Below are 25,219 nucleotides of genomic sequence, written 5' to 3'. Positions count from 1 at the left end.
CCTAAGGGAAGTGGAAAGGCTTAAAGAAGCCATCCGCCTTCTGGTGGAAGAGCTGGATCCCCTCGGGGTCTACCTCTTTGGCTCCGGAGCCCAAGGCCTTTTGACCCCAGAAAGCGACCTGGATCTGGCCATCCTGGGCCCCAAGCCTTACCCTCCGGAGCACCTCTTTGCCCTGCGTGCCCCCTTGAGCCTTCTTGTAGGGCGGGAAGTGGACCTGATAGACCTTCGCCAGGCCTCCCTTCCCCTACAGGCGCAGGTGGCCGCTTTTGGCGAACCCCTGTATCGAAAGAGCCTCGAGGCGGACCGCTTCCTGGACCTCGCCCTTAAGGCCTACGCCCGCCTCAACGAGGAAAGAGCGGAAATCCTCCGGGATATTCAGAGACGGGGAAAAGTCTATGGATGAGGTCCTCCTACAAAAGGCCGCCACCATCGAGCGTTGCTTAAGGCGCATCGAGGAGGAATACCGCGGGCATGAAAGGGAGCTGGAAACCAACTACTCCCGTCAGGACGCCATCGTTCTCAACTTGCTCCGAGCCTGCGAAGCCGCCATAGACATGGCCATGCATGTGGTGCGGCTTAGGCGCCTGGGTTTACCCCAAACCTCACGGGAAGCCTTTGTTTTGTTGGAAAAAGCCGGGCTGATCTCCCCAAGCCTCTCCCAGCGGATGCAGGCCATGGTGGGCTTTCCCAATGTGGCGGTGCATGACTACCAAGCCCTTTCCCTCCCCATCCTGCGCCAAATCCTGGAGGAACGGCTTCCCGACTTCCTGGGGTTCAGCGCCACCCTACTCCGCACCCTCCCGGACCACGAAGCTTAAACGGGCGCTGGCCCTTTCCTCCCCCTCCACCAAGGCCCTAACCGCCACCTTGCCCAGGCCCCGGCGGAAGAGGAGGAGCTCCCCCTCCAGGATCAGGGTATCCCCCGGCACCACGGGCTTTTTGAAGCGGGCCTCCTCCACCCCCACCAAAAAGACTAGGCCTCCGGGCTTGAAACCCGGCTGCTTGGCGATGGTGCCCACCGCCGCCTGGGCCATGGCCTCGAGGATCAACACCCCCGGCATGATGGGGTAGCCGGGAAAATGCCCCTGGAAGTGGGGTTCGTTAAAGGTCACGTTCTTCAGGGCCCGGAAGGTCTTCTCGTCGGCGTGAAGGACCCGGTCGATGAGCAAAAAAGGGTAGCGATGGGGCAGGAGGGCAAGGATCTCCCCGATCTCCACAGCTCACCTCTTCAGCACATCGTCCGAAGACAGGATGGTGTCCTCCAGCACGTGGAGCATCTCCAAGGCCTTACCCGTGCCCAAGGCCACCGCCTCAATGGGGTTTTCCGCCACCACCACGGGCACCCCCGTGGCCTCCTGCAAGGCCACATCCAGGTTCTTTAGAAGGGCCCCGCCGCCGGTTAGAAGAATGCCCCTCTCGTAAATATCCGAGGCCAGCTCGGGGGGCGTGGTTTCCAAAACCGCCTTCACCCCCTGGAAGATCTTGTCCAACGGCTCCTTCAAGGCCTCGGCCACGTCCTCGGCGGGGATCTCCGCCGTGCGGGGAAGGCCGGTGATGAGGTCCCGGCCCCGCACCTCGGCCACCTCCTTCTCCTCCCCGGGAAGGATCTTAGCCCGCCCCAGCTGGATCTTGAGCTCCTCGGCGGTGCGCTCCCCGATGAGGAGGTTGTACTTTTGCCGCACGTAACGGATGATGGCCTGATCCATCTCGTTGCCAGCGATCCTAAGGCTCTCGGAGCGCACGATGCCCCCCAGGGAGATGACGGCGATGTCCGTGGAGCCTCCCCCGATGTCCACCACCATGCTGCCCGTGGGCTCGGCCACGTTGATCCCCGCCCCGATGGCCGCCGCCAGGGGTTCCTCGATGAGGTAGACCTTGTGGGCCATGGCGGACACCGCCTGCACCACCGCCCGCCGCTCCACGTCCGTGACCCCGGAGGGCACCCCCACCATGACCCGCGGCCGGAAGAAGCGGCTCATGGGGGAGAGCACCTTCTGCAGAAAGAGGAGGAGCATGCGCTCCGTTAAGGCATAGTCGGCGATAACCCCATCCTTAAGGGGCCGTACCGCCACGATGTTTCCCGGGGTGCGCCCCAGCATGCGGTAGGCCTCGGCCCCCACCGCCTTCACTTCCCGCTTCCCCTGGACCACCGCGATCACGGAGGGTTCGCGCAAGACGATCCCTTTCCCCCGCACGTAAATGAGAACGCTTGCCGTCCCCAGGTCAATCCCGATGTCCTCGCCCCTCAGCATAATCGCCCCATTCTACTCAGGAAGAACCCGGTAGCGGACCCTGTGGTCCTCTACCACCGCCACTCCTCCCTTCTTCAAGTACTCCTCCACACCCGCCAGCACCGCGGCAACCCTGGGCCCGGCTACCTCTACCCGCAGGTCCGAAACCCGGAGGAGCACCACCCTTGCCGGAACCTCGCCACCCGAAAAAAGCAAGGCGGCAAAATCCAGGTCCTGGGTGAGGAGGACATACCCGTTCCTTTTGCGGTAGGCAAGGATCTCCTGATCCTTTGCTCGTAAATCACCCAGCTCACTCCAGTGAAAGGCCTCCAGACCCTTCTTCCTTAGGTAAGGAACCCACCTAGGGCTCAAGCACACATCCACCACCACTTTCAAAGGACCACCTCTCGCCCCTCAGCGAGATAAGCGGCGAAATCCAAAGCGGCTTCCAGGTCCTCCCGTTCCAGGTAAGGAAACTCCTGAAGTATTTCCTCGGGCGTCTGGTGCTTTAGGAGTTGCAGGAGCGTGGCCACAGGAAAGCGCATACCCCGGATGCAGGGCCGCCCCCCCATGACCTCCGGGTCCACGGTGATGCGCTCACGCCAGTCCATGTCACTTAGCGTACTCCACCGCCCGGGTCTCCCGCACCACGGTCACCTGCACCTGGCCCGGATAGTTCATCTCCCGCTCGATGCGGTTAGCGATTTCCCGGGCCAGAAGGGTTGCCTTGGCGTCCGTGATCTTGTCGGGCTTGACGATGACCCTCACCTCCCTCCCCGCCTGCACGGCAAAGGCGGTTTCCACCCCGGGGAAGGAAAGGGCGATGCGCTCCAGGGCCTCGAGGCGCTGCAGGTACTCCTCCAGGCTCTCCCGCCTGGCCCCGGGCCGGGCGGCGGAAAGGGCGTCGGCGGCCGCCACCAAAACCGCATACACGGTCTCCGCGTTCTCCGGGTCGTGGTGGTGGGCGATGCCGTCTATGACCTCCGCGGGTTCCCCGAAGCGGCGGGCCAGGGCGATGCCGATCTCCACATGGCTTCCCTCCACCTCCCGGTCCACGCTCTTGCCGATGTCGTGAAGGAGCCCCGCCCGCCGGGCCAAGGCGGCATCCAGGCCCAGCTCCGCGGCCATGATCCCAGAGAGGTGGGCCACCTGCACCGAGTGCTTGAGGACGTTCTGCCCGTAGCTGGAGCGGAAGTGGAGCCGGCCGAGAAGCTGGATGAGGCCAGGCTTTAACCCCACCACCCCAGCCTCGAGGGCAGCTTCCTCGCCCCGTTCGTAGATGAAGGTTTTCATCTCCTGCTTGGCCTTCTCCACCACCTCCTCGATCCGGCTTGGATGGATACGCCCATCCTTGAGGAGTTCCTCCAGGGCCATGCGGGCGATTTCCCGGCGGATGGGGTTGAAGGAGGAAAGGAGCACCGCCTCCGGGGTGTCGTCGATGATGAGGTCCACCCCCGTCAAGGCCTCAAAGGTGCGGATATTCCGCCCCTCCCGTCCGATGATCCTGCCCTTCATGGCATCGGAGGGAATGGGCACCACGGAAACCGCCAGCTGGGCGGCGGTTTCCGAGGCCTGGCGCTGCATGGCCTGGGCCAGGATCTTCTGGGCTTCCTTGCGGGCCTCGAGGCGCGCCCTCTCCAAGGCCGCCCGCACCCTCTGGGCCTTCTCCTCCTCCAGCTCGCGGTCCAGCTTCTCCAAAATGAGGCGCCGGGCTTCCTCCGGGGAGAGGCCCGCCACCTCGTGAAGCCTCCGTTCCACCTCGCGTTCCTTCTCCTGCAGAAGGGCCTCCTGGGCCTTAAGCGCCTCCTCCCGCTTGGAAAGGGCCTCCTCTAGGGCATCCAGCTTGAGAGCCCGGGCATCCAAGGCCTCGCCCCTCTTGGAAAGCCTTTCGGCCTCCCGCCGCAGTTCCTCCCGTTCCCCCTTAAGGCGCTCCCTCTCCGCCTTAAGCTCCTCCTGCAAGACCTTAAGCCTCTCCCGCTCAGCCTTAAGCTCCTCCCGCTCGCTCCTTAGGCGCTCTTCCGCCTCTTGCAAGCGCTTTTTAGCCTCGGCCTCCAAGGCCTCCGACCGGCGCTTAAGCTCCGCCTCCACCTCCTGCCGCAAGGCCTTGGCCCGCTCCTCGGCCTCCTGGCGCAGGGCTCTGGCCTCGGCCCGGGCAGCCTCGAGGATCTCCCTCGCTTCCCTGCGAGCCGCCTCGAGGACCTCCCTTGCCTCCCCCTTGGCCGCATCCAGGAGCCGTTTGGCTTCCCCGGTTCGGTCCTCCCCTCTGCGCCTAAGGAGCAAAGCCCCCGAAAGGAGCAAGACCAGGAGGAGAAGCCCCAGGTCCAAAAGGGTCAGGGTCATCTACTCCTCCCCTTCCTCGCTCCCTACGAGCACCACCTCGTGAGCTCTCTCCAGCACCTTGGCCCGGATCTCCTCCAGAAGCTCAGGCCGCTCCCGGAGGTAGTCCGCCGCCTTCTCCTTCCCCTGGCCCAGGCGGATCTCCCCGTAGGAGAACCAGCTTCCCGCCTTCTCGATCACGTTGGCCGCCACGGCCACGTTCACCAGGTCCATGACCGGGTCAAGGCCCCTGCCGAAGTAGATCTCCAGCTCCGCTTCGCGGAAGGGTGGGGCCAGCTTGTTCTTCACCACCTTCACCTTGACCTTGATCCCCACCGCCTCGTTCCCCACCTTGATGGGCTGGCCGCTTTTGCGCACATCCAGGCGCACGCTGGAGTAGAACTTAAGGGCCCGGCCGCCGGGGGTGGTCTCGGGGTTGCCGTACATCACCCCCACCTTCTCCCGCACCTGGTTGATGAAGATGGCGGCGGTGTTGCTCTTGGAAAGGACCGCGGTGAGCTTGCGCAGGGCCTGGCTCATGAGCCTGGCCTGCAAACCCACGTGCTGATCCCCCATTTCCCCCTCGATCTCCGCCTTGGGCACCAAGGCGGCCACCGAGTCCACCACGATGACATCCACCGCCCCCGAGCGGGCCAGAAGCTCCACGATCTCCAGGGCCTGCTCCCCGGTGTCGGGCTGGGAAACCAGGAGGTCCTCCACCTTGACCCCCAGTTTCTGGGCGTAAAGGGGGTCCAGGGCGTGCTCCGCGTCCACGAAGGCCGCCACACCCCCCTGCTTCTGGGCCTGGGCGATGATGGTGAGGGCCAAAGTGGTCTTCCCCCCGGACTCAGGGCCGTAGATCTCGATCACCCTTCCCCGGGGAATACCCCCGATTCCCAAGGCCAGGTCCAGGCCCAAGGAGCCCGTGGGGATCACATCCACCTGGAGCTTAGGCATCTCCCCCAGGCGCATGACCGCACCCTTGCCGAACTCCCTCTCAATGGTCTTGAGAGCGTTTTCTAGCGCTTTCCTCTTGTTCTCGTCCATGGTCACCTCGCAAAGGGAACTTTCCCAAAATGGTATAGACGGGCCCCTTGGGCTTAAGCTCCGAGCGTACCAGGGCGAACTCCTTCACCGGCCACTCCACGCCGAAGACCACCGGGGGTACCCGGGGAGCAGGGGCCTTGCGCCGGGCCAGGGTGATGTGGGGTTTGAAGGGCTTGTTACCGCCCGCCAAAAGCGCCTCCTCTCCCAGGATCTCCCGCACCCCTTCCCGAAGCCCTTCGGCCAAAGGAAGGAATCCCTCCCCTTCCGCCTTAGCGAACCAAACCCTCGGGGTGCCCTCGTTGGGGAAGTAACCCGTACCGCGGATGCGAGCGGTGAAGGGAGGATGGAGCCGACCCATCCGGTGGCCCAGGGCCAAAAGGTCCTCCAGGTCCTCCTCCGGCCTTTCCCCCAGGAAAAGAAGGGTAAGGTGGAGATGGTGGGGCACCACCTCCTTCCACCCCTTGTAGCGGGCCACCCGCTCCTGAGCCTCCACCAAGACCCGCTTCACCTCTTCAGGAAGAAAGATCGCGTAGAAGAGCCTCATGTTAGGAGCAAGGCCAAGGCGGCATAAACGCTTCGGAGCCGCACCACCTCGCGGTCCCCTGGGAAGCGGTAGCGGCGCACCTCCGTCCCCTTAGGCCCCGCCAGGGCCACGAAGACCGTGCCCACAGGCTCGCCCTCCAAGGGGTCCGGCCCCGCCACCCCCGTGGTGGAAAGGGCATAGGTGGAACCGAAAAGCACCCGGGCGGCCTCCGCCATGGCCTTGGCCGTTTCGGCGGAAACCGTCTTGGCGAGGAGTCCCTCCGGCACACCGAAGCGGGCCTTGGCCCCTACGGAATAGGATACCACGCCCCCCAAATAGAAGCGGCTTGCCCCCGGCACCCGGGTGATCTCCGCTCCCAGAAGCCCACCAGTGAGGCTCTCCATGGTGGAGAGGGTGGCCCCTTCCAGCTCCAGGCGGCGCTTCACCGCCTCGGCCAGGGTGAGGTCCCCCTCGCCCCAGATCTCCTTAAAAAGCCGCTTCCTGATCCTTTCCGTAAGGTCGGCCACCAGATCCTCCCGGCCCCGGATCACCACCTCCACCCCCTGAAGCTTGGGATAGGTGCCCACCTCCACCTCCGCCTCCCGTTTGAAGAGCTCCCCGAGCCTTTCCACGATCTCCGACTCCCCGATGCCCCAGGTCTTCAGGACCCGCTTGGCGTAGGGACGGCGGGGGAGGTTCAACTTGGGCAACACCTCCTCCCACATGGGCCGCCACTCAGGAGGAGGCCCGGGCAGGAGGATCAGGTCTTTTCCTTCCTTCCGCACCCACCAGCCGGGGGCGGTGCCCCTGGGGTTTTTAAGCCAGGTGGCCGAAGGGATCCTCAAGGCTTGCTTGCGGTTGGCCTCGGGCATGCTCCGACCCCGGGCCCGGAAGACAGCCTCAATTTCCGAAAGCATCTCCTCGTCCAACACCAAGGGCTCCCCCAAGGCCTCGGCCACCGCCTCCCGGGTCACGTCGTCGGGGGTGGGGCCTAGGCCCCCGGAAAGCACCAAAAGCCTCGCCCGCTCCCAGGCCTGGCCCACCTCCCGGGCCAAGGGGAGGGGCTCGTCCACCACCCTGAGGGTCCTTTCCACCTTGAGGGCGTAGGCCTCGAGGCTCCTCGCGATCTCCGCCGTGTTGGTGTCCAGGGTCTCCCCGTAGATGAGCTCCGTACCTACCCCGATGATCTCCGCCCGCTCCATGCCGCCTCCTCAAAGGGCAGGGGCTCCACCCGAAAGCGTCCCCCACCCCCTTCCACCACCGCCCCTAGGGGCACCTCCTTGCGCACCACGGCAAGGCCCAAAACCCCGAAGGGCGTTTCCATCACCCGCTTGGCCTCCCCTACCTTGCGCCCCTCCAGCAGGAGGTCAAAGGGGGCTTCTTGGGCAGGGGAAAGCCCCCTTAGGCCCACCAGGCGATGGTGCACCTCCTTCCCCTCGAGGCGGGCCATGATCTCCTGGCCCACATAACACCCCTTGCCGTAGTCCACCAGGTGGAGAAGCCCCACGCTCTGGGGAAGCTCCCCACGAATATCGGAAAGGAGCGGAAGGCCCTTAAGCAGGGTGTAAAGGGGGTAAACCCCAGCGGGATGGGCCCCCTCCCCGCTTTCCGCCACTTCCTCCCGCCCATCGGCATGGAGGCGCCGGTAAAGGGGAAGTTCCAGAAGCTCCACCTGGTCAAAGACGATGTAGCGCTTCAGCCGGGCCCTTAAGCCCTCCAAGGTGCCCCAGGGAGCCAGAAGAAAGCCTTCCTCGTGCACGAACACCGTGGCCGCCTCCTCTATCTGCCCCCGGTGGTTGAGGAACAGGGCCCCCACGGGCCCGGAAAGCCTTCTGAGGTCCCGGGTAGCCTGGCCTTGAAGGAAGGAAAGGGCGTCGGGCCCCCGCACCAGCAAAAGGCCAGGAAAGGCAAAGTACCCCTCGCCCGCCAAAGCCTTTTCCAGGGCCTCCTCCATCCCCTCCATTATTGACCAAAGGGTCAGGTAGGAGAAGAATAACGGACGTGCGCTTTTTCTGGGGCTCCTTCCTGGCGCTTTTTCTCGTGGGGGTGATCGTGGCCCTGCCCGGGGCAGCCCTGCCCGTTTGGCGGGGGCGTTACGGGGTGGGAGAGGAGGTTTCCTGGTTCTTCACCGTCCTCCTCCTGGGCCTCCTTTTTGGGGTGCGCCTGGCCCAAGGGAATAAACGCCACCCCCTTTTTCCCGCCGCCATGGGGCTTGTGGGCTTGGCTCTATGGGGGGTGGCCCTGGCCCCTTCCTTCCCCTTGGTGGTGGCCCTGGCCTTCCTCCTCGGGCTCGGGGAAGGGTTGATGAACGTGCACGGCAACAGCCTGGTGGGGGAGCTTTACCCCAGGAAACGGGTGGAACTCCTGAACCGGGTAAACGTGGCCTTCGGCCTAGGGGCGGTCTTCGCCCCCTTCGCCCTCACCCTTTTGCCCTACGGCGCCGTGTTGTTTCTGGCGGGCCTCCTGGCCTGGATAGGGGCCCTTCTCCTCTGGGGAGCCCCTCAGGTAACCCAGGTGCCCAAGGAACAGGGGCGGGGGCTTTGGCCCTTCCTCCTGGCCGTGGCCATCTACACCGGTCTGGAGGGAGCCCTGGCCACCTGGAACCGGGTCTGGCTGGAACACCTCGGCCACCCCACCCCTACGGGAGGGGTGCTTCTCTCCTTGTACTGGCTCTTTCTGGCCCTGGGCCGCCTTTTCCTGGCCAAACCGGTGGCGCAAAAGCCCCTGGCTGCCCTGAGGAGCCTCCTTCTTGGAGTCCTCGCCCTCCTTTTCCTCAACCTCCTACCCCCCACCGCCCTCCTTTTTCCCTTGGCTGGCTTTCTCCTGGGTCCCCTCTTTTCCACCCTTTTTGCCCTGGTGCAGGCCCGCTTCGGCCACCGGGCCCTGGGGGGTCTGCTTTATGCGGGCGCCACGGGGAGCACCTTGATCCCGGCCCTCTTTGCCCTTTTGCCCACACCTGGCATCCCCTATGGGCTTCTCGGCCTGGCCCTGGGCCTTTTCCTGATGGTTTCCAGCTTGGAACGGAGGGCCGTCCATGCTTAAGGCCCTTCTCTTTGACCTGGACGGCACCTTGGCCGACACCGACCCCCTGCACCTTCTGGCCTGGCGAGAGGTCTTGGCGCCCTATGGCCTCGAGGTGAACGAGGACTTCTACCGAAAGCGCATCTCTGGCCGCCTTAACCCCGAGATCGTCAAGGACCTTTTGGGGCTAGAGGGAGAGGAAGCCCGAAGGCTCATCGAGGCCAAGGAAGCCCGCTTCCGAGAACTGGCCCTGAACCTCAAGCCCATGCCCGGCCTTAAGGAGCTTCTGGAAAAGGCCCGGGCCAGGGGCCTCACCTGGGGGGTGGTCACCAACGCTCCCCGGGAGAACGCCCGCCATGTGTTGAAGGCCCTGGGTTTGAACCCGCCCCTTCTGGTCCTGGCGGAGGAGGTGGGCCGGGGCAAGCCCGACCCCTTGCCCTACCGGGTGGCCCTAAGGCACCTGGGCCTCACCCCCCGGGAAGCCCTGGCCTTTGAGGACTCGCCCTCCGGGGTGAGGAGCGCCGTGGGGGCGGGGATACCCACCTACGCCCTGCTCACGGGGCACAAGGAGGAAGCCCTCCTCGAGGCGGGAGCCTGGGGGGTCCTCCAGGACTTCAGGAAGGCCATGGAGCTACTCTAGGGCATACCGCCGAAAGGCCCCCTCGTCAAACCGCGCCTCCACCAGGTCCTCCCAGTAAAGCCACCCCTGGCGGAAGGTGGGGAAGTCCAGGAACCCCCCTTCCGCCTTGAGGTGGAAGGCCAGCTCGTTGGGTTCGGTAACCCCCTGTTGGAAGGCGAGAAGCGCCGACTGGTAGGCGCCAAAGGAGCTCTGCGCCTGGCTTCCCACCATGGCCCTTTTGCCCTTTTCCCGGGCTAAGGCCAGCATCTCCAGGGTCCAGGTCACCCCGGTGCGGGCGGGCTTCAGGTTCAGGATGTCAAAGGTGTCCAGAAGAAGCTCCCGGCGGAGGTCCTTGGGGGTCATGGCCGAGTCGTCGGCGATGAGGGGAAGGATTTTCTTCTCCCTTAGCTTCCTCCTGGCCTCCACCTCCTCAACGGGCAGGGGCTCTTCCACGTAGAGAAGGCCCATTTCCTTCCAGGCAAGGAGGTAGCGCTCGGCCTCCTTGGGGGAAAGGGTTTCGTTGGCGTCGGCGTAAAGCTCGGCGTCGGGGAAGGCTTCCTTAAGGCGACCGATCTTCCGGCCATCCTCCTCCAGGTCCCGGCCCACCTTCACCTTGAAGACCCGCACCCCCGCCTCGTAGGCCATGCGGGCATCTAAAAGCAGCTCCTCCTCCGAGGCCATGCCCAGAATATAGGAAACCCGCACCCGGTGCTTGGCGGGCTTCAATACCTGGTAAAGCTCCTCCCCCTCGCTTCTCGCCCAAGCCTCCCAAAGGGCGAGGTCCAAAGCTCCCTTAAGGCCCAGGTTGCAGGGAAAAGACTCCAGGACAGCCCGGATAGCCTCCTGGTCGTCCGCCTCGAGGCCCAAAAGCCGGGGCTTCAGATACTCCAGCCCCGCCCGCACGCTTCCCAGGGTTTCCCCGTAGATGGTGGGGCGGATGGCCACCTCCGCCTGGCCCAGGGAGCCATCGCTGAGCTCCACCTGCAAAAGGGCATGCTCCAGGGCCGCCATCTCCGAGGCCTTACCCCAGCGCAAAGGCGCCCTTAAGGGGATGCGGAAAGGAACCAGCCTGAGGTCGCGGATGGTTGCCATGAGGCCATTTTAGAGGCCAAGCCGCCTGAGGAAGCCCCTAACCGCCTCCACCTCCTCCTCGAGGGAAAGCCTCTCCGTGTCCAGGATGAGGGCCCGGGGGTGGTCCTCAAGGAGGCGCAAGGGGCCCAAGGGATCGTAGTTTCTCTTCTCCTCGGCCACGATTTTGAGCTTGGCCAAGACCTCTTCCCAAGGGGCCAGGGCCAGGGCCTCCTCCAGCTCCTCTGGGGACAAAACCCCTTCCGCCAACGCCCTTAGCTCCGCCTTCTCCTCCGGGCGAAGCTCCACCCGGTCAAAGGCATCCTGGCGGGAAAGTAGCCTTTTGAGCCGCGTGGCTTCCCGGGCGTGAAGGACCACGAAAAGCGCCTTGGGCAGATGCTCCAACGCATAGGCCACCTCCGCCTCCCCCCTAAGCCCATCAAAGAGAAGGGGGAAGCGGGGCTCCACAAACCCCCGGGCCAGGACCTCCGCCACCCCTCCCGGGAACTCCTCCCGGAAGCGCCGAGTCAGGCGAAAGCGCTCCTCCCGGGGAATGGGGAGGTTGACCCCGTAGCGGGGAAGGACATAGAGGTCCACCAGCTCCCTGCGGTCAGGAAGCCGGGAAAAGCCCAAGGCCTCCACCAAAGTGCTCTTCCCCACCCCGGTGAGGCCCACCAGGATGAGGAGGGGGTGGTCCTTTACGGGAACTAAGTTGGGACGGGGCTCGAGGGAAAAGGCTACTGGAGGAGACACTAGCATAGGGGGATTGTAAGCTAATCCAAGTTTGCCGTACAATGTTTGCCGTACAATGAATGTATGGAGAAAAGAGTTATCCTGCACACATTAACCTAACCATGCCGAACCTAACCAAAGGGAGGTAAAGCAAATGAAACGAGTGTTTCGCTCACTTGTCCTGGGTTTCCTGTCCTTGGCTTTGACAGCGTGCCCCCAGCAGTTGCCCCCCGTCCCCGACTTCACCCTTTCCCTGAACCCCACGAGCCTCACGGTGCAACAAGGGGGTAGCGGGACCACGCAGCTCACCCTGTCGCCCCAGAACGGGTTCACGGGGCAGGTGACCCTGACCCTGGAGCGGCAGGATGGTTCCCCCGCCCCTCAGGGCATCACCCTGAGCCCCACCAGCCTGAACGTGACGGGTACGAACCCGGTGACCCAGATCCTAACCCTCCAGGTGGCCTCCAGCGTGGCCACCGGCACCTACAACCTCCGGGTGAAGGCCACCGCGGGGAGCCTCACCAAGACGGCGAACCTGAACGTAACCGTCGAAGCATCCCTTCAAGCCTCACCTGGGGAAACCAGCGGAGCGTTGCAAACCTTAGCCGGAGAGATCCAACAAGTTATTCGGGAACTTGAAAACGCCATCAAAAGCCTTTTCCCACAGCAACTTTCCGGGCAGAACCTTGCCTTAGGGCAGACAGGCCTTTCCGATACCCTGGGAAGCCTAGCCGAGCTTCGCTTAGAAAGCATCTTCTCTGTGAAACCTCAGGGGCTTTATCCCCTGGCCACCTCTTCCTTACCCCGGGGAAAGATTGAGTGCATAGGGGGCAACTGCAATCAGGTGGATTTCTCTAACGATTTGGAGCTGCGCTTCAAGCAGCAGGCCACCGATCCCTGGAACAAGGCTTTGGCAGATTGGGATGCATCCACCAGGGGAACTCCCTCCCACACCGTGGAAACGCATCAGCCCTGGGATACGCAGAACACCCAAGAAATGCCTACCAAGGCCTTCTTCGCTGTGGACTTCGGCGAGAATGGATCCAATGAAGGAGAAGCTACCTTTACCGCCAGCTGGCGGCCCAGTACCTGCCTAAGCGGCAAGTACCTTTTGGAGCCCCAAAGCCTTAACCTGAAAGGCTTCCTTGATCATCCCACCACCAACCAGCGCCTGGTGGACTTGGCTAACCTTAACCTCACCACCAGCCCTTCTCGCTTGGAACTTGCGTGGAATCTCAGCCTGCTGGTACAGGGAAACGATAGCGCCCTCCACACCCAAGGCCAGGTGGGGGTGAACGGCTCTGCCACGCCGGGCACCTGCGGTAGCCTGCTGGAAAACTTCAATGCCTCCTCTGGGGATGTTTCCATAGACCTCAGCACCTCTACCCAATCCCTCCACCTTGAATTCCAGGTCACGCAGGTGGAGGAAAACCCCACGCGCATCCACATCCAAAACGGGCTCCTGCGGGTAGACAGCAAGGTGGTCACCTTTGAGGGGATCCTAGATGACGAAAACAACAACTGCGTCCCTGGGGAGAACCTCACCCTGCACTTCGCTGCTGGTCAAACCATGAGCCTCGAGGACTTCCTCATCCAGGACATGGGTGCCCAGCCGTGCAATCAGCCATAAGCCTTTACTGCCCCGATGCCCTCGGCTTGAAGCCGGGGGCTTTTGCTAGGATAGGGGGGATATGAAGCGTCTAGTCGCCCCTTTCCTCCTGGCCCTCAGCCTGGCCCTGGCCCAGATGCCCGCTTACCCGGAGAACACCCTGGGGATCGGGTACGCCCCCGATAAGGGCATCTACCTGCAGGGAAGCGCCCTTTTGCCCCTTAGCCCCTTGGGAATCGACACGGGGCTGGACCTGCAGGCCCTCGTCTCCCAGAACCCTGAGGTCTTCGCCTTCTTCAAGGCCAACCTCTTCCCGGGCCTGGTCCTGGCGGACCTCTACACCTCGGTGGGCCTGGGCCTGGACCTGCGGTATCCCTTTGGGGTGCACCTGGGACCCGTGGTGAGCCTCGAGGTGCCGGGAGGAGCCCTTTCCGCCTACGGGGGGCTAGGCTACCAAAGCGGGTTCCACCTGGCCTGGGGAGCCGGGTTCAGGCTCTACCTGGAACCCCTGGCCCTGGAGGTTTCCGCCTCCGACCGGTATCCCTTCCTGCTGAGCCTTCTCTACCTCTGGTAACCCGTGCGGCGCCTTCCCCTTTTCCTCTTCTCCCTTCCCGCCCTCCTCACCCTGGGGGTGTTCATCCTCTACCCCTTTTTGGATGTGATTCGCTTTTCCACCTGGGACTGGTCGGGGCTTTCCGAGCCCAAGCCGGTGGGGCTCAAAAACTACCGGGATCTTTTCCAAGACCCCGCCTTCTGGGGAAGCCTCTGGGTGACCCTGAAGTTCATGCTCCTGGCCCTGCCCCTTTTCGTGGGGCTTTCCATCGCCCTGGCGGTGGCTTTGGAAGGGGCACCCTACGAGCGCCTTGCCAAAAGCCTTCTCTTCCTGCCCGGGCTCGTCACCCTGGGTGGGGCCACCCTGAGCTGGTACACCCTCTTCACCCCCGAGTACGGGGCCTTAGCCCAGTTCCTGCCCATCCCCCCTTGGGACCGGGAGGGGTTCTGGGCCTTGGTCATGGTGGTCCTCTTCACCCTGTGGCGGCACCTGGGGTATGGGGTCCTGGTGGCCTCGGCCCGGCTTAAGGCCATCCCCAAATCCCTTCTGGAGGCCGCCTATGTGGACGGGGCAGGGCCCTTGGAAGCCTTCCGCTACATAGTTCTTCCCCTCATGCGCCCGGCGGTGGCCTTTTTGGTGGTGGTGGGCACCATCCTCTCCCTGCAGTCCTACTCGGCGGTCTTCCTCCTCACCCGGGGCGGGCCCTACGGGGCCACCCGGGTCTTGGGCTACTACCTCTACGAGTCGGGGTTCGAGAACTTCCGGCTGGGCTACGCCGCCGCGGTCACCGTGGTCATCCTCCTCCTCACCCTCCTCTTCGCCTATGCCCAGCTCAGGCTTCTGCGTCACGGCGAAGAATAGCGGTGCAGGCGGAGGTCCTCGAGGTGGGCCTCGAAGCTGGTGTTGAGGAAAAGCTCCCCCTTGGCGTGGAAGAAGTAGAGGTAAGGGCGCCCCTTGGGGTCGGTGCGCACGGGATTGAGCACGGCAAGGAGGGCCTCCCGCCCCGGGTTGCCGATGGGCCCCGGGGGAAGCCCGGCGTAGCGGTAGGTGTTGTAGGGGGAATCATGGGCGAAGTCCCCCGCCTTCCGGGAAAGCTCAGGAAGCCTCTTGCCCAGGGCGTAGGCCACGGTGGGATCCGCCTGGAGGGGCATGCCCCTTTCCAGTCGGTTCAGGAAAACCCCGGCGATGTAGGGCATCTCCTTTTGGCTTCCCGCCTCCGCCTGGACGATGGAGGCCAGGGTCACCCAGGCGTGGACGGAAAGCCCCCGCTCCTCCAAAAGGCGCCTCACCGGGGGCGTGAGCTCGGCCTCGAAGCGGCCCAGGAGGGCCCGCACCACCTCCTCGGGGGTAACCAGGAGGTCAAAGGTGTAGGTGGCGGGGAAGAGGTAACCCTCCAGGGACCTGCCCTCCACGTACGGGGGGCGCAGGGCACCAGGCTCCTGGACAATCCTTAAAAAACCATCCCCATCCAGGCCCGCCTGGGAAAGCCTTTTGGCGTAGTCCACCGCCCTTTCCCCCTCGGGGAAGGTGAGGGTGACCGTGAGGGGCCTCTCCCCTCCCGTGAGGGCCCTGGCCAGGCGGAAGGCCCCGTCCCCCTCGAGGCGGTAGACCCCAGGGACCAGCTTCTTGGCCCGGCCGGAGAAGCGCAGGTAGGCGGAAAAGAGGTACCCGGAGCGCAAAAGCCCGGCCTCCTCCAGGATCCTGGCCACCTCCTGCCCCGTGGCCCCCCGGGGAATGCGCACCGTGGCCTCTTTTCCCGTGGGGCCCAAAAGCCAGAGGGCGTAGAAGAGGAGAAGGGCGAAGGTGACGAAAAGGGCCACCACCCCCCGCCAGAGCCAGCGCCTAGAGCCTTCCCGCAAGGTAGCCCTCCAAGAGGATCACCGCGCTCATCTCGTCCAACCGGCCCTTCTCCCGGCGGATCCGTTTGGGGGCGTGTCTCAGACGCCTGGCCGCCGCCTGGGTGGTGTAGCGCTCGTCCACAAGCTCCACCTCCACCCCCTTGGCCCTAAGCGCCTCCACCAGGGGAAGGACCCTCTGGGCCTGGGCGCTTTCCTTGAGGTCGGTGCGCAAGGGAAGGCCCACCAGGAGCTTCCCTAACCCCTCCCGGCGCACGAAGTCCAGGAGGGCCGCCACGTCCTCTTCCAGGCTCCTCCGCACCAGATAACCCCGGCCGAAGGCGAAGGGGCTTCCCTCCTCCCCCACCGCCAGGCCGATCCTGGCCTCTCCCACGTCAAGCGCGCCCACCCGCATACTGCACGCTGCGATCCGCCAAGACCACCCCGAGGTAGAGTAGGGCAACCCCAATGGCCCTTCCCGCCTCCTCGAGGCCCACCACCCCAAAGCGGTTTAAGGTGCTGGTGGAGGCCAACACCAAAGCCGCCAGGAAGATGAGGGCCGTGCCCTGGGCCCTAAGGGGGTTCTTTCTCCAGAAGAGGAGGGTGGTGTAAAGGGCCACCCCGGCCAGCAGCACCGTGCCCAGGAGGTTAAAGGGAATGGTCCAAAGCCTGGGCGAGGTGAGGCTCGGCTCGGGGAAGGCTTTGCCCGAGGGGGCATAGGGCGCAGGGAGCTGGGAAAAGTCCAGAGGGGCCGAGACCACCAGATAAAACCCATAGAGGATAAAGGGCAGGAGCACCCAAAGAAGCCCCCGGGCCGCCTTGGGGTTCAAAAGGGCCAGGCTTCCCAGGCCCAAAAAGGTCACCCCGTGCATGGCCCCGGTGAGGTACCAAAGCCGATAGAGGAAGGGGTTCCAGGCACCCAGGAGCTTGGACAGAAACTCGGCGGAAACCGCCAGGGCGAAGAGAAGGAGGCCCAGGGAGTAGAGGGCGTTGTGAAGGGAGGGACGCCCCCGGTACCGCCCAAAGGTGAGGCCGAAAAGGGCCCAGGAAAGGGCCACCGCCACCAGGTTCAGCAACATGGCCATGGGCTCATTTTACCGGGGGAGGGTGTCCCCTGCCAGGCACCCCGGCGAGGCTAGGGGCCTCCCTCAAGGAAGGAGGTCGGGAAGAGCCACCCGGGCCTTTTCCGGGGAAAGCCCTGCCCCCTGGGCCAGGGCTCCCTTCCCACCCCCCCGCCCCCCCGCTCGCTCCGCAAGGGCCCGGAAAAGGGCCCCCGCCTCGAGGCCCCTTTCCTGGGCCTTTGGGGAAAGCTTCAGCACCGCCTGCCCCCCGCTCAGGACCAGGGCCACATCCGCCCCCTTGGCCACCAGATCGTCCGCCGCCTGGCGCAAGGCGGCCATATCCACCCCGGAAAGCTCCAGCACCCCGTAGCGCAAGCCCCCCTTCTCCGAAAGGGCGACCTCCTTCTTAAGCTCCGCCTGCACCAGGCGCGCCTTAAGGCTTTCCACCTCCTTTTCCTTGGCCTTAAGCTCCTGCAAGAGCCTCTCCAGCCGCTCCTCCAGGTTGGCCTCCCCCACGGAAAGCCTCTCGGCCAAAGCCCTCACTCGGTTCAAAGCCCTGCGGGCGAAGCGCACCGCCCATTCCCCGGCCACCGCCTCGAGGCGCCTCACCCCGGCGGAAACCGCCTCCTCCTTCTGGATGAGGAAGGCCCCGATCTCCCCCGTGCGCCGCACGTGGGTGCCCCCGCAAAGCTCCTTGGACTCCACCCCAGGCAGGGGGCTTCCCTCCACCCGCACCACCCGCACCACCTCCCCGTACTTCTCCCCGAAAAGGGCCATGGCCCCTTCCCGCTTGGCCTCCTCCAGGGGCAGGTAGCGCCAGGTGACGGGGAAATCCGCCAGGATCCAGCGGTTCACCAAAAGCTCAATCCGCTCCAGCTCCTCCTGGGTCAGGGGCTCGGGGTGGGTGAAGTCAAAGCGCAGGCGGTCCGGGGCCACCAGGCTCCCCGCCTGGCGCACATGGGGGCCCAAGACCGCCCTCAAAGCGGCGTGGAGGAGGTGGGTGGCGGTGTGGTGGCGCTCCGTGTCCCGGCGGGCAGGGTCCACCACCGCCCGCACCCTTTCCCCCACCCGGAGGGTGCCCTCCTCCACCTTGGCCCGGTGCAGGAAGATCCCCCTTTCCGTCTTGAGGGTGGTCTCCACCCTGGCCCGGCCCGAGGGCCACTCCAGGTGGCCGAAGTCCCCAATCTGTCCCCCCCCTTCCGCGTAGAAGGGAGTCCGGTCCAAGACCACCTGGACCTCGGTCCCGGGGCCCGCCTCCTCCAGGCTTTGGTCCCCCGCCAGAAGGGCCAAGACGGTGCCCTCCGCCTCCAGGGTCCCGTAGCCCAAGAACTCCGTGGCCCCCCGTTCCGCGTAGAGTTCCTCCAGCACCTGGGCGCTCTTCTTGAAGATCTCCCGCTCAAAGGCCATGGCCGCCCGGGAACGCTCCTGCTGCTCCTCCATGGCCCTTTTGAAACCCTCGGTGTCCACCCCGAAGCCCCTTTCCGCGGCGATCTCCACCGTGAGGTCCAGGGGGAAACCGTAGGTGTCGTAGAGGCGGAAGGCCTCCGCCCCCGGAAGCACCTCCCCGGGCCTAAGGCCCGAAAGCAGGGTGTCCAGCCGCTTCAAGCCCCCTTCCAGGGTTTCCAGGAAGCGCTCCTCCTCGAGGCGGATCTGCTTCTCCACCGCGGGAAGGTTCTCCCGCATCTCCGGGTAGAAGTCCCCAAGAAGCTCCGCCACCACCGGGGCCAGGCGGTGGAGGAAGGGTTCCTGCAGGCCCAAAAGGTAACCGTGGCGGAGGGCCCGGCGAAGGAGCCTGCGGATCACGTAGCCCCGGCCGGTGTTGGAGAAGGTCACCCCGTCGGCCAAGGCCGCCACCACCGCCCGGATATGGTCGGCGATGACCCGGTGGCTCACCGAGGCCTTCCCCTCGTAGGGCTTACCGCTAAAGAGGGCCACCCGCTCGATGATGGGGTAGAAGGTGTCCGTGCGGTAGAAGTCCTCCACGTCCTGCAGGATGGCCGCCACCCGGTACAGGCCCATGCCGGTGTCGATGTTCTTCTGGGGCAAGGGCTTGAGGATCCCGGGGCCGGGGATGGGGCCTTGGCGGTCGTACTGGGTGAAGACCAGGTTCCAGATCTCCACGAACCGGTCCCCGCTTCCCGTGTTGGGGCCGGTTTCGTCCGGGGTACCGAAGGCCGGGCCCCGGTCGTAGAAGATCTCCGAGCAAGGGCCCGAGGGCCCATTGGGCCCGTGGGTGATGGCCCCTCCCGGCCAGTAGTTCTCGTCCTCCCCGAAGCGGCCGATCTTTTCCTCGGGCACCCCCACCAGGTCCCGCCAGATGGCGTAGGCCTCGTCGTCGTCCTCGTAGACCGTGACCCAGAGCCGATCCGGATCCAGGCCCAGCCACTTGGGGTCGGTGAGGAACTCCCAGGCCCAGAGGATGGCCTCCTTCTTGAAGTAGTCCCCGAAGGAGAAGTTGCCCAGCATCTCGAAGAAGGTGTTGTGCCGCCCCGTCCGCCCCACGTTCTCGATATCCCCCACCCTAAGGCACTTCTGGCAGGTGGTGATCCTTCGCCACTCCTTGCCCCCGAAGATGGGCTTGGCCCCCAGGAAGTAGGGCTTTAGGGGAGCCATGCCCGCCGAGGTGAAGAGGAGGGAAGGGTCGTTCTCGGGGATGAGGCTAAAGGAGGGGAGGCGCAGGTGCCCTTTGCCCTCAAAAAAAGACAGGTACTTCTCCCGGATCTCCGCCGTGCGCATGCCTTTGATTATAGGGGCTCAACGCGCTGGCCTTCACCCCTTTGACGTCAAACCCTCATGCCGTCAAAATGGTGGCATGGCCAGGCGCAAGACCACCCTGTACCTGGAGGAAGAGGTGCTCCGGGCCGCCAAGGTGCGGGCGGCAAGCCTGGGCCTACGGGAGTCGGAGCTGGTGGAGCGGGCCTTGCGCCACTACCTGGGCCTGGAACGCCTCGAGGCCCTTCTGGCCAAAGGCCCCCTCTCCGAGGAAGAGGCCCTGAGGCTGGCCTACCAGGAGCTCCACGCCTCCCGGGGATGATCCGCGCGGTCCTTGACCCAGGGGTGCTGGTGGCGGCTCTCCTTTCCTCCCAGGGGGCCCCGGCGCAGTTTTTGCGCCTCTTGGTGAAAGGGCGCTTCCAGCTCGTCCTCTCCCCCAAGCTTCTTGAGGAAGCCGAGCGGGTCCTAAAAAGACCCAAGTTCCGGGACTACGTGAGCCTCGAGGAGGTCCAGGACTACCTGGCCTTCCTGGTCCGCTGGGGGGAGGTGACCCCCGACCCCCCGGAAACCCCCGGCCTCTCGCCGGATCCCGGGGACGATTACCTGGTGGCCTTGGCCCGGGCCGCGAGGGCCAGGGTCTTGGTATCGGGGGACCGACACCTGCTCGGGCTCGCCCACCCGGAACCCCCGGTGCTGTCCCCTAGGGCCTTCTTGGAGCTGCTGGAATCCTTGGATCCTCAAGGGTAAGCTTGGACCATGACGGTCCAGATGCGCCGCTACCGGATCAAGGAAGGGGCCAGGGAGGCTTTTCAGAAGGTGTTCTTGGAGGTCATCGTCCCCTTGCGCCAGGCCACGGGTTTCCAGGTCCTGGGGGCCTACTGGATCGGGGAAAGGGAGTTTTTGTGGTTCGTGGGCCACGAGAACTTTCAGGAGGCGGAAAAGGCCTACTACCAGCACCCTGAACGCCAGAAGGTGGACCCCCGCCAGTTCCTGGAGGAGATAGAGACCCACTTCGTGGAGAGGGTCATCTAGAACGTTCCCCCTCGGGTTTGGCCTTCCCTGGGCCTAGCCGCGTCCGCTTTCCGCACCAGGAATAAGCTTGAAGAAGATGGAAATCCTTTCCATGGCCCTTCGCAACCTCCTGGCCCGCCCCGTGCGCAGCCTCCTCACCCTCCTGGGGGTGCTCATCGCCACCACCAGCATGGTCCTCTTCCTCTCCTTCGGGGAAGGCTTAAGGCGCTCCCTGGCCCAGGAGCTTGCCCGGGTGGGCCCCGCCATCCAGCTGGTCCCCGAGGGCATGGAGGGCCTGGGGTTTTCCGGCTACCCCGAGATCACCCCCGAGGAGTACCGGCGGGCGGTGGCAGCGGGGAAGGAGCTGGGGGTGAGGAGCATCATCCCCACCCTCTTCCTGGTCCGGGGAGGGTTTGACCCCCAAACGAGCTTCTTTTTCCAGGGCCTTCCGCAAGGCGTGGCCCCCGACCTCCTCTACCCCGGGGTGAGGGTCCAGGAGGGCGGGCTTCTCCCCTCGGCCAAGGGAGCCGTCGTGGGGGCCAAGGTGGCCAAGCGGAGCCAGCTTTCCTTAGGAAGCCCCCTCAGGCTCTCCCCCCGGGTGGAGCTACGGGTGGAGGGCATCCTGGAGGAAGGCGGGGGGCTTGCCGACAACCTCATCTTCGTTCCGCTAAAGCCCTTGCAGGAGGTCTTGGGCACGCAAAACTACACCGCGCTTCTCGTGGCCCTGAACCCCGGGCAGAAGGCGGAGGAGGTGGCCCGGGCCCTCGAGGCCAGCCTCCCCGGCCTCAAGACCCAGACCACGGGGGACGTGATGCGCTTTGCGGAAAGGGCCTTGCGCATCAGCGACCTGGTGCGCTTCGGCATCAGCTTGGTGGCCCTGGCGGTGGGGGGGCTTCTGGTGGCCAACACGGTGATGATGTCCGTGTACGAGCGCACCCGGGAGTTCGGGGTCATGCGCGCCCTCGGGGCCAAGCGGGGCTTCATCTTCCGGCTGGTGGTGCTGGAGGCCCTCCTCCTCTCCTCCTTGGGGGGGCTGCTGGGCCTCCTCCTGGGAAGCGCGGTTTCCCAGGCCATCAACCTCTACACCCTGGAGCAGGTGGGCTTAGCCCTTTCCGCCGTCACCCCCAGGCTTTCCCTTTTCGCCCTTCTCGTGGCCCTGGGGCTTGGGCTTTCCGCGGGGATCCTCCCCGCCTACCACGCCAGCCGGATTCCCGTGGTGGAGGCTTTGGGGAGGGTTTGAGACCACCTTGGCTTTCCCAGGAGTAAACCCCCTTCTCGGGGGCTGTTCCGGAGCAGCCAGGAGGAAGGATATGACGAGCGTCCTGCGGGCGGAAAACCTGGGCAAGCGCTACCGGCAAGGGGAGAAGGAAGTGATGGCCCTGGAAGGGTTTACCTTCGCCTTCCCCCAAGGAAGCACCGCGGTGGTGGGACCCTCGGGTAGCGGCAAAACCACCCTGCTAAACCTCCTTGCGGGCTTTGACCTGCCCACGGAAGGAGGGGTGTACCTGGGGGAGCTGGCCTTGCACCGGCTTTCCGAGGACCAAAGGGCCGAGGTGCGCCTTCAGCACATGGGCTTCGTCTTCCAGCAGTGGAACCTCATCCCCACCCTCACCGCCTGGGAAAACGTGGCCTTCCCCCTCCTCCTGGCGGGCCTTCCCCCTAAAGCCCGCAAGGAAAGGGCCTTAGGGCTCCTGGAAAGGGTGGGGCTTCTGGAAAGGGCCCACCACCTGCCAAGCCGCCTTTCCGGCGGGGAACAGCAACGGGTAGCCTTGGCCCGGGCCCTAGCCCTGGACCCCCCTATCCTCTTTGCCGACGAGCCCACCGGCAACCTGGACGCCGCCTCCCGGGAGCAGGTGGCATCCCTGCTCTTTGAAGCCGGGAAAAAGCGCACCCTGATCCTGGTCACCCACGACCTGGAGCTGGCCGCCCAGGCGGAACGGATCCTCTACCTCAAGGGAGGGCGCCTGGTGCGGCAGGAGGTGCCTGGGCCCCCGCGGTAGCCACCCCCTGCCCTTTCCCCGGGACATCCCGCCCACCCCGCCTGTGGCACAATACCCCCTATGGGCAAGCGGCTGGTGGTGATCGGGGGGGTGGCGGGCGGGGCCTCCGCCGCCTTTAAGGCCAAGCGGGAGAACCCGGACCTGGAGGTGGTGGTCTACGAGAAATCAGGGTGGGTTTCCTACGGGGCCTGCGGCCTGCCTTACGTGCTTTCCGGGGAGATCCCCCGTCTGGAAAAGCTGGTGGCCAGGACCCCGGAGGAGTTCCGGAAGCAGGGGATCCACATCCACGTCCATCACGAGGTGGTGGACGTGGACCCGGAGCTTAAGACCCTCACCGTCTTCGACCACCAGGAGGGACGTACCTTCCAGGACCGGTACGACTACCTGGTCCTGGCCACCGGGGCCAGGCCGAGCCTTCCCCCCATCCCGGGCACGGAGCAGGAAGGGGTCTACACCTTAAGGAGCATGGAGAATGGGGAAAGCCTCCTCAAGGCCCTGGAGGGAGCCCAAAGGGCTGCCATCCTGGGGGCCGGGTACATTGGCCTCGAGGTGGCCGAGGCCTTCCGCAAACGGGGCCTCGAGGTGACCCTCCTGGAGCTCAAGGACCGTCCCCTACCCCACTGGGACCAGGAGGTGGGGAACCTCCTTAAGGAGGAGCTGGAGCGGCACGGGGTGGAGGTCTGGACCGGGGTGGAGGTGAAGGCCCTAAGGGGCCAGGGCCGGGTGGAGGCGGTGGAGACCTCGGAAGGCGTGGTGCCCGCCGACCTGGTGCTGGTGGCCACGGGGATCAAGCCCAACACCCTTTTGGCCCAGGCCATGGGGGTGGCCCTGGGTTCCACGGGAGCCATCGCCACCGACGAGAGGATGCGCACCAACCTGGAGGGAGTGTATGCCGCCGGGGATGTGGCGGAAAGCTTCCACCAGGTGCTCAAGCGCCCCTACTGGCTTCCCTTGGGGGACGTGGCCAACAAGCACGGCCGCACCGCCGGGACGGTGATCGCCGGCAAGGAGGCCCGCTTCGCCGGGGTGGTGGGCACCGCCATCTTCAAGGCCTTCGGTCTGGCGGTGGCCACCACCGGGCTTTCCCAGGAAGCCGCCCTAAAGGAAGGCTTCCAGGCCAGGAAGGTCTTCATCCAAAGCCGGGACGGGGCCCACTACTACCCGGGAAGCCAGCCCCTATGGGTGGAGCTTATCTACGAGGAGGGCACGGGAAAACTCCTGGGCGGGGCGGTGGTGGCCCATGGGCACGGGGCCTTGCGCATCGACGCCCTGGCCGCCCTCCTGCACCAGGGGGGCACGGTGGAGGACCTCCTGAGCCTAGACCTAGCCTACGCCCCACCCTACAGCCCCGTCTGGGACCCCCTCCTCATCGCCGCCCAGCAGGTGAAATAAAACAACCCAACTAAACTAACGGTACTAACCGGTGTAGCTAATAGGAGGACACACCACCACCGGGTGTCAAGTCCCTGACCTTACACCCTACACTGTAACCTCTCCCACCTCCAGACTGACCCTTGGAGGTGGCTCATGGACCCTCTGAGCGTGCTGACCCCAGAGATGCAGCAGGAAGCGGAGGAACTTCGGCGGGATTGGGCGACCAACCCCCGGTGGAAGGGAGTGAAGCGGGACTACCGGCCTGAGGACGTGGTCCGGCTTCGCCCCAGCGTGAAGGTGGAGTACACCCTGGCCAAGCGAGGAGCGGAGAAGCTCTGGCGGCTTTTGCACGAGCGACCCTACGTGCACACCTTCGGGGCCTACACCGGGGCCATGGCGGTGGAGATGGTGCGGGCCGGCTTGGAGGCCATCTACGTTTCCGGTTGGCAGGTGGCCGCGGACGCCAACCTGGCCTGGCAGACCTATCCCGACCAGTCCCTCTACCCCTATAACTCGGTGCCCCAGATCGTGAAGCGCATCAACAACGCCCTGATGCGAGCCGATGTGATCGAGCGCTCCGAGGGCAAGGTGACCCGGGACTGGTACGTGCCCATCGTGGCCGACGCCGAGGCGGGCTTCGGCGGGGCTTTGAACGTCTTCGAGCTCACCAAGGCCATGATCGAGGCCGGGGCCGCCGGCATCCACTACGAGGACCAGCTGGCCTCGGAGAAGAAGTGCGGCCACCTGGGAGGCAAGGTCCTGGTGCCCACCTCCCAACACATCCGCACCCTGCAGGCTGCCCGCCTGGCAGCGGACGTCATGGGGGTGCCCACGGTGATCATCGCCCGCACGGACGCCGAGGCCGCCACCCTCATCACCAGCGACATCGACGAGCGGGATCGGCCCTTTATCCTGCCTGGGGAGCGCACCCCCGAGGGCTTCTACCGGGTGAAAAACGGCCTCGAGGCAGGGATCGCCCGGGCCCTGGCCTACGCCCCCTACGCCGACGTCATCTGGATGGAGACCTCCAAGCCCGACCTGGAGGAGGCCCGCAAGTTCGCCGAGGCGGTGAAGAGGGAGTTCCCGGATAAGCTCCTCGCCTACAACCTCTCCCCCTCCTTCAACTGGAAGAAGTTCCTGGACGACGAAACCATCGCCAAGTTCAACCGGGAGCTGGGGGAGATGGGGTACAAGTTCCAGTTCATCACCCTGGCGGGCTGGCACACCGTGAACTACTACACCTGGGAGCTGGCCAAGGAGTACAAGGCCCGAGGCATGCCCGCCTTCGTGGAACTCCAGCAGAAGGAGTTCCTGGCCCAGGCCCAGGGCTTCACCGCCGTGAAGCACCAACGGGAGGTGGGGGCGGGCTACTTCGACGAGGTGCTCCTGGCCCTCACCCAAGGGGAGGCCTCCACCCTGGCCCTCAAGGGCTCCACCGAGGAGGCCCAGTTCAACGAACCCGTGCGCTAGGCTCGGCAGAAAGTCCGCTGACCGCCGCCCTCCAAAC

Annotated in this window: 29 protein-coding genes; 14 read left to right on the top strand and 15 right to left on the bottom strand. The window is 65.1% G+C overall.

The genetic code is table 11. The annotated features are described in order from the left end of the window. Positions 1 to 10 precede the first annotated feature (10 nt). Positions 11 to 403 (top strand): type VII toxin-antitoxin system MntA family adenylyltransferase antitoxin, encoded by a 393-nt coding sequence (mntA, locus tag G584_RS0107340; RefSeq protein WP_028494046.1) that lies wholly within the window; start codon positions 11 to 13, stop codon positions 401 to 403. Beyond that, on the top strand, positions 396 to 818 hold the full coding sequence (gene hepT, locus G584_RS0107335) for a type VII toxin-antitoxin system HepT family RNase toxin (protein ID WP_028494045.1): 423 nt from the start codon (positions 396 to 398) through the stop codon (positions 816 to 818). Before mntA ends, hepT begins: the two co-directional genes overlap by 8 nt. Here the strand turns inward: hepT and fabZ are convergent. The 9 genes from fabZ to G584_RS0107290 are packed head-to-tail and all read right to left on the bottom strand — an operon-like array spanning position 786 to position 8,071. Then, positions 786 to 1,217 (bottom strand): 3-hydroxyacyl-ACP dehydratase FabZ, encoded by a 432-nt coding sequence (gene fabZ, locus G584_RS0107330; protein WP_028494044.1) that lies wholly within the window; start codon positions 1,215 to 1,217, stop codon positions 786 to 788. The two genes, hepT and fabZ, sit on opposite strands and share 33 nt — an antisense overlap. A gap of 3 nt (positions 1,218 to 1,220) precedes the next feature. Continuing rightward, positions 1,221 to 2,252 (bottom strand): rod shape-determining protein, encoded by a 1,032-nt coding sequence (gene mreB / locus G584_RS0107325; protein ID WP_028494043.1) that lies wholly within the window; start codon positions 2,250 to 2,252, stop codon positions 1,221 to 1,223. A 12-nt stretch (positions 2,253 to 2,264) separates the two neighbouring features. After that, positions 2,265 to 2,615, bottom strand: a complete 351-nt coding sequence (locus G584_RS0107320) for a DUF5615 family PIN-like protein (RefSeq protein WP_276324493.1) — start codon at positions 2,613 to 2,615, stop codon at positions 2,265 to 2,267. Positions 2,616 to 2,623: 8 nt separating this feature from the next. Then, the gene (locus tag G584_RS0107315) at positions 2,624 to 2,842 is read right to left on the bottom strand and encodes a DUF433 domain-containing protein (protein WP_028494041.1); all 219 of its coding nucleotides are present in this window, start codon (positions 2,840 to 2,842) and stop codon (positions 2,624 to 2,626) included. A gap of 1 nt (position 2,843) precedes the next feature. Continuing rightward, positions 2,844 to 4,565 (bottom strand): ribonuclease Y, encoded by a 1,722-nt coding sequence (gene rny / locus G584_RS0107310; RefSeq protein WP_028494040.1) that lies wholly within the window; start codon positions 4,563 to 4,565, stop codon positions 2,844 to 2,846. Positions 4,566 to 4,571: 6 nt separating this feature from the next. Further along, positions 4,572 to 5,594: a recombinase RecA gene (recA, locus tag G584_RS0107305; RefSeq protein ID WP_028494039.1), complete on the bottom strand. Its 1,023-nt coding sequence runs from the start codon at positions 5,592 to 5,594 to the stop codon at positions 4,572 to 4,574. Continuing rightward, positions 5,545 to 6,138 carry an RNA 2',3'-cyclic phosphodiesterase gene (thpR, locus tag G584_RS0107300; protein WP_028494038.1) on the bottom strand — a complete coding sequence of 198 codons (594 nt, stop codon included), beginning with the start codon at positions 6,136 to 6,138 and terminating at the stop codon, positions 5,545 to 5,547. Before thpR ends, recA begins: the two co-directional genes overlap by 50 nt. Further along, a complete protein-coding gene (locus G584_RS0107295; protein ID WP_028494037.1) occupies positions 6,135 to 7,319 on the bottom strand; it encodes a CinA family nicotinamide mononucleotide deamidase-related protein in 1,185 nt (394 codons plus the stop codon). Before G584_RS0107295 ends, thpR begins: the two co-directional genes overlap by 4 nt. Continuing rightward, positions 7,292 to 8,071 (bottom strand): YgfZ/GcvT domain-containing protein, encoded by a 780-nt coding sequence (locus tag G584_RS0107290; protein WP_028494036.1) that lies wholly within the window; start codon positions 8,069 to 8,071, stop codon positions 7,292 to 7,294. Before G584_RS0107290 ends, G584_RS0107295 begins: the two co-directional genes overlap by 28 nt. A 38-nt stretch (positions 8,072 to 8,109) precedes the next feature. Between G584_RS0107290 and G584_RS0107285 the strand changes: the two genes are divergently transcribed. Both G584_RS0107285 and G584_RS0107280 read left to right on the top strand, forming a co-directional pair. Beyond that, positions 8,110 to 9,159: an MFS transporter gene (locus G584_RS0107285; RefSeq protein WP_038050900.1), complete on the top strand. Its 1,050-nt coding sequence runs from the start codon at positions 8,110 to 8,112 to the stop codon at positions 9,157 to 9,159. Beyond that, on the top strand, positions 9,152 to 9,778 hold the full coding sequence (locus G584_RS0107280) for an HAD family hydrolase (RefSeq protein ID WP_028494034.1): 627 nt from the start codon (positions 9,152 to 9,154) through the stop codon (positions 9,776 to 9,778). The genes G584_RS0107285 and G584_RS0107280 overlap by 8 nt, the downstream gene beginning before the upstream one ends. Here G584_RS0107280 and G584_RS0107275 read toward each other — a convergent pair. Both G584_RS0107275 and G584_RS0107270 read right to left on the bottom strand, forming a co-directional pair. Then, positions 9,770 to 10,849, bottom strand: a complete 1,080-nt coding sequence (locus tag G584_RS0107275) for an enolase C-terminal domain-like protein (protein ID WP_028494033.1) — start codon at positions 10,847 to 10,849, stop codon at positions 9,770 to 9,772. The genes G584_RS0107280 and G584_RS0107275 overlap by 9 nt on opposite strands. A 9-nt stretch (positions 10,850 to 10,858) precedes the next feature. Then, the gene (locus tag G584_RS0107270) at positions 10,859 to 11,584 is read right to left on the bottom strand and encodes a DEAD/DEAH box helicase family protein (protein ID WP_028494032.1); all 726 of its coding nucleotides are present in this window, start codon (positions 11,582 to 11,584) and stop codon (positions 10,859 to 10,861) included. Positions 11,585 to 11,711: 127 nt separating this feature from the next. Between G584_RS0107270 and G584_RS0107265 the strand changes: the two genes are divergently transcribed. The 3 genes from G584_RS0107265 to G584_RS0107255 all read left to right on the top strand — a co-directional run bounded on the left by G584_RS0107265 (position 11,712) and on the right by G584_RS0107255 (position 14,580). Then, complete coding sequence (locus G584_RS0107265) at positions 11,712 to 13,187, top strand: COG1470 family protein (protein ID WP_157626392.1); 1,476 nt, start codon at positions 11,712 to 11,714, stop codon at positions 13,185 to 13,187. Positions 13,188 to 13,248: 61 nt separating this feature from the next. Then, positions 13,249 to 13,740: a hypothetical protein gene (locus tag G584_RS0107260; RefSeq protein WP_028494030.1), complete on the top strand. Its 492-nt coding sequence runs from the start codon at positions 13,249 to 13,251 to the stop codon at positions 13,738 to 13,740. Positions 13,741 to 13,743: 3 nt separating this feature from the next. Continuing rightward, complete coding sequence (locus G584_RS0107255; RefSeq protein WP_028494029.1) at positions 13,744 to 14,580, top strand: carbohydrate ABC transporter permease; 837 nt, start codon at positions 13,744 to 13,746, stop codon at positions 14,578 to 14,580. Here the strand turns inward: G584_RS0107255 and mltG are convergent. The 4 genes from mltG to alaS all read right to left on the bottom strand — a co-directional run bounded on the left by mltG (position 14,565) and on the right by alaS (position 19,351). Further along, positions 14,565 to 15,578: an endolytic transglycosylase MltG gene (gene mltG, locus G584_RS0107250; protein WP_028494028.1), complete on the bottom strand. Its 1,014-nt coding sequence runs from the start codon at positions 15,576 to 15,578 to the stop codon at positions 14,565 to 14,567. The genes G584_RS0107255 and mltG overlap by 16 nt on opposite strands. Then, entirely contained in the window at positions 15,562 to 15,969 is a 408-nt protein-coding gene (ruvX, locus tag G584_RS0107245; RefSeq protein WP_028494027.1) for a Holliday junction resolvase RuvX, read from the bottom strand. The genes mltG and ruvX overlap by 17 nt, the downstream gene beginning before the upstream one ends. Further along, positions 15,950 to 16,633, bottom strand: coding sequence for a hypothetical protein (locus G584_RS0107240; RefSeq protein ID WP_028494026.1), 684 nt, complete (start codon positions 16,631 to 16,633; stop codon positions 15,950 to 15,952). Before G584_RS0107240 ends, ruvX begins: the two co-directional genes overlap by 20 nt. Positions 16,634 to 16,702: 69 nt before the next feature. Further along, the gene (gene alaS, locus G584_RS0107235) at positions 16,703 to 19,351 is read right to left on the bottom strand and encodes an alanine--tRNA ligase (RefSeq protein ID WP_028494025.1); all 2,649 of its coding nucleotides are present in this window, start codon (positions 19,349 to 19,351) and stop codon (positions 16,703 to 16,705) included. Between the two features lie 76 nt (positions 19,352 to 19,427). Here alaS and G584_RS0107230 point away from each other — a divergent pair, with 76 nt between their 5' ends. From G584_RS0107230 to aceA, 7 genes are all read left to right on the top strand, one after another. Further along, positions 19,428 to 19,649, top strand: a complete 222-nt coding sequence (locus tag G584_RS0107230; RefSeq protein WP_015716320.1) for a hypothetical protein — start codon at positions 19,428 to 19,430, stop codon at positions 19,647 to 19,649. Continuing rightward, positions 19,646 to 20,074: a putative toxin-antitoxin system toxin component, PIN family gene (locus G584_RS0107225; RefSeq protein WP_028494024.1), complete on the top strand. Its 429-nt coding sequence runs from the start codon at positions 19,646 to 19,648 to the stop codon at positions 20,072 to 20,074. The genes G584_RS0107230 and G584_RS0107225 overlap by 4 nt, the downstream gene beginning before the upstream one ends. A gap of 9 nt (positions 20,075 to 20,083) precedes the next feature. After that, a complete protein-coding gene (locus G584_RS0107220; RefSeq protein ID WP_028494023.1) occupies positions 20,084 to 20,359 on the top strand; it encodes an NIPSNAP family protein in 276 nt (91 codons plus the stop codon). Positions 20,360 to 20,435: 76 nt separating this feature from the next. Beyond that, a complete protein-coding gene (locus tag G584_RS0107215) occupies positions 20,436 to 21,578 on the top strand; it encodes an ABC transporter permease (RefSeq protein WP_028494022.1) in 1,143 nt (380 codons plus the stop codon). 70 nt (positions 21,579 to 21,648) lie between these two features. Further along, complete coding sequence (locus G584_RS0107210) at positions 21,649 to 22,338, top strand: ABC transporter ATP-binding protein (RefSeq protein WP_028494021.1); 690 nt, start codon at positions 21,649 to 21,651, stop codon at positions 22,336 to 22,338. Positions 22,339 to 22,398: 60 nt separating this feature from the next. Continuing rightward, on the top strand, positions 22,399 to 23,730 hold the full coding sequence (locus G584_RS0107205; protein ID WP_028494020.1) for an FAD-dependent oxidoreductase: 1,332 nt from the start codon (positions 22,399 to 22,401) through the stop codon (positions 23,728 to 23,730). 135 nt (positions 23,731 to 23,865) lie between these two features. Further along, positions 23,866 to 25,182: an isocitrate lyase gene (gene aceA, locus G584_RS0107200; protein WP_028494019.1), complete on the top strand. Its 1,317-nt coding sequence runs from the start codon at positions 23,866 to 23,868 to the stop codon at positions 25,180 to 25,182. Positions 25,183 to 25,219 lie beyond the last annotated feature (37 nt).

This window comes from Thermus antranikianii DSM 12462, assembly GCF_000423905.1.
Taxonomy (GTDB): Bacteria; Deinococcota; Deinococci; order Deinococcales; family Thermaceae; genus Thermus; species Thermus antranikianii.
This window is presented reverse-complemented; position numbering and strand designations above follow the sequence as displayed.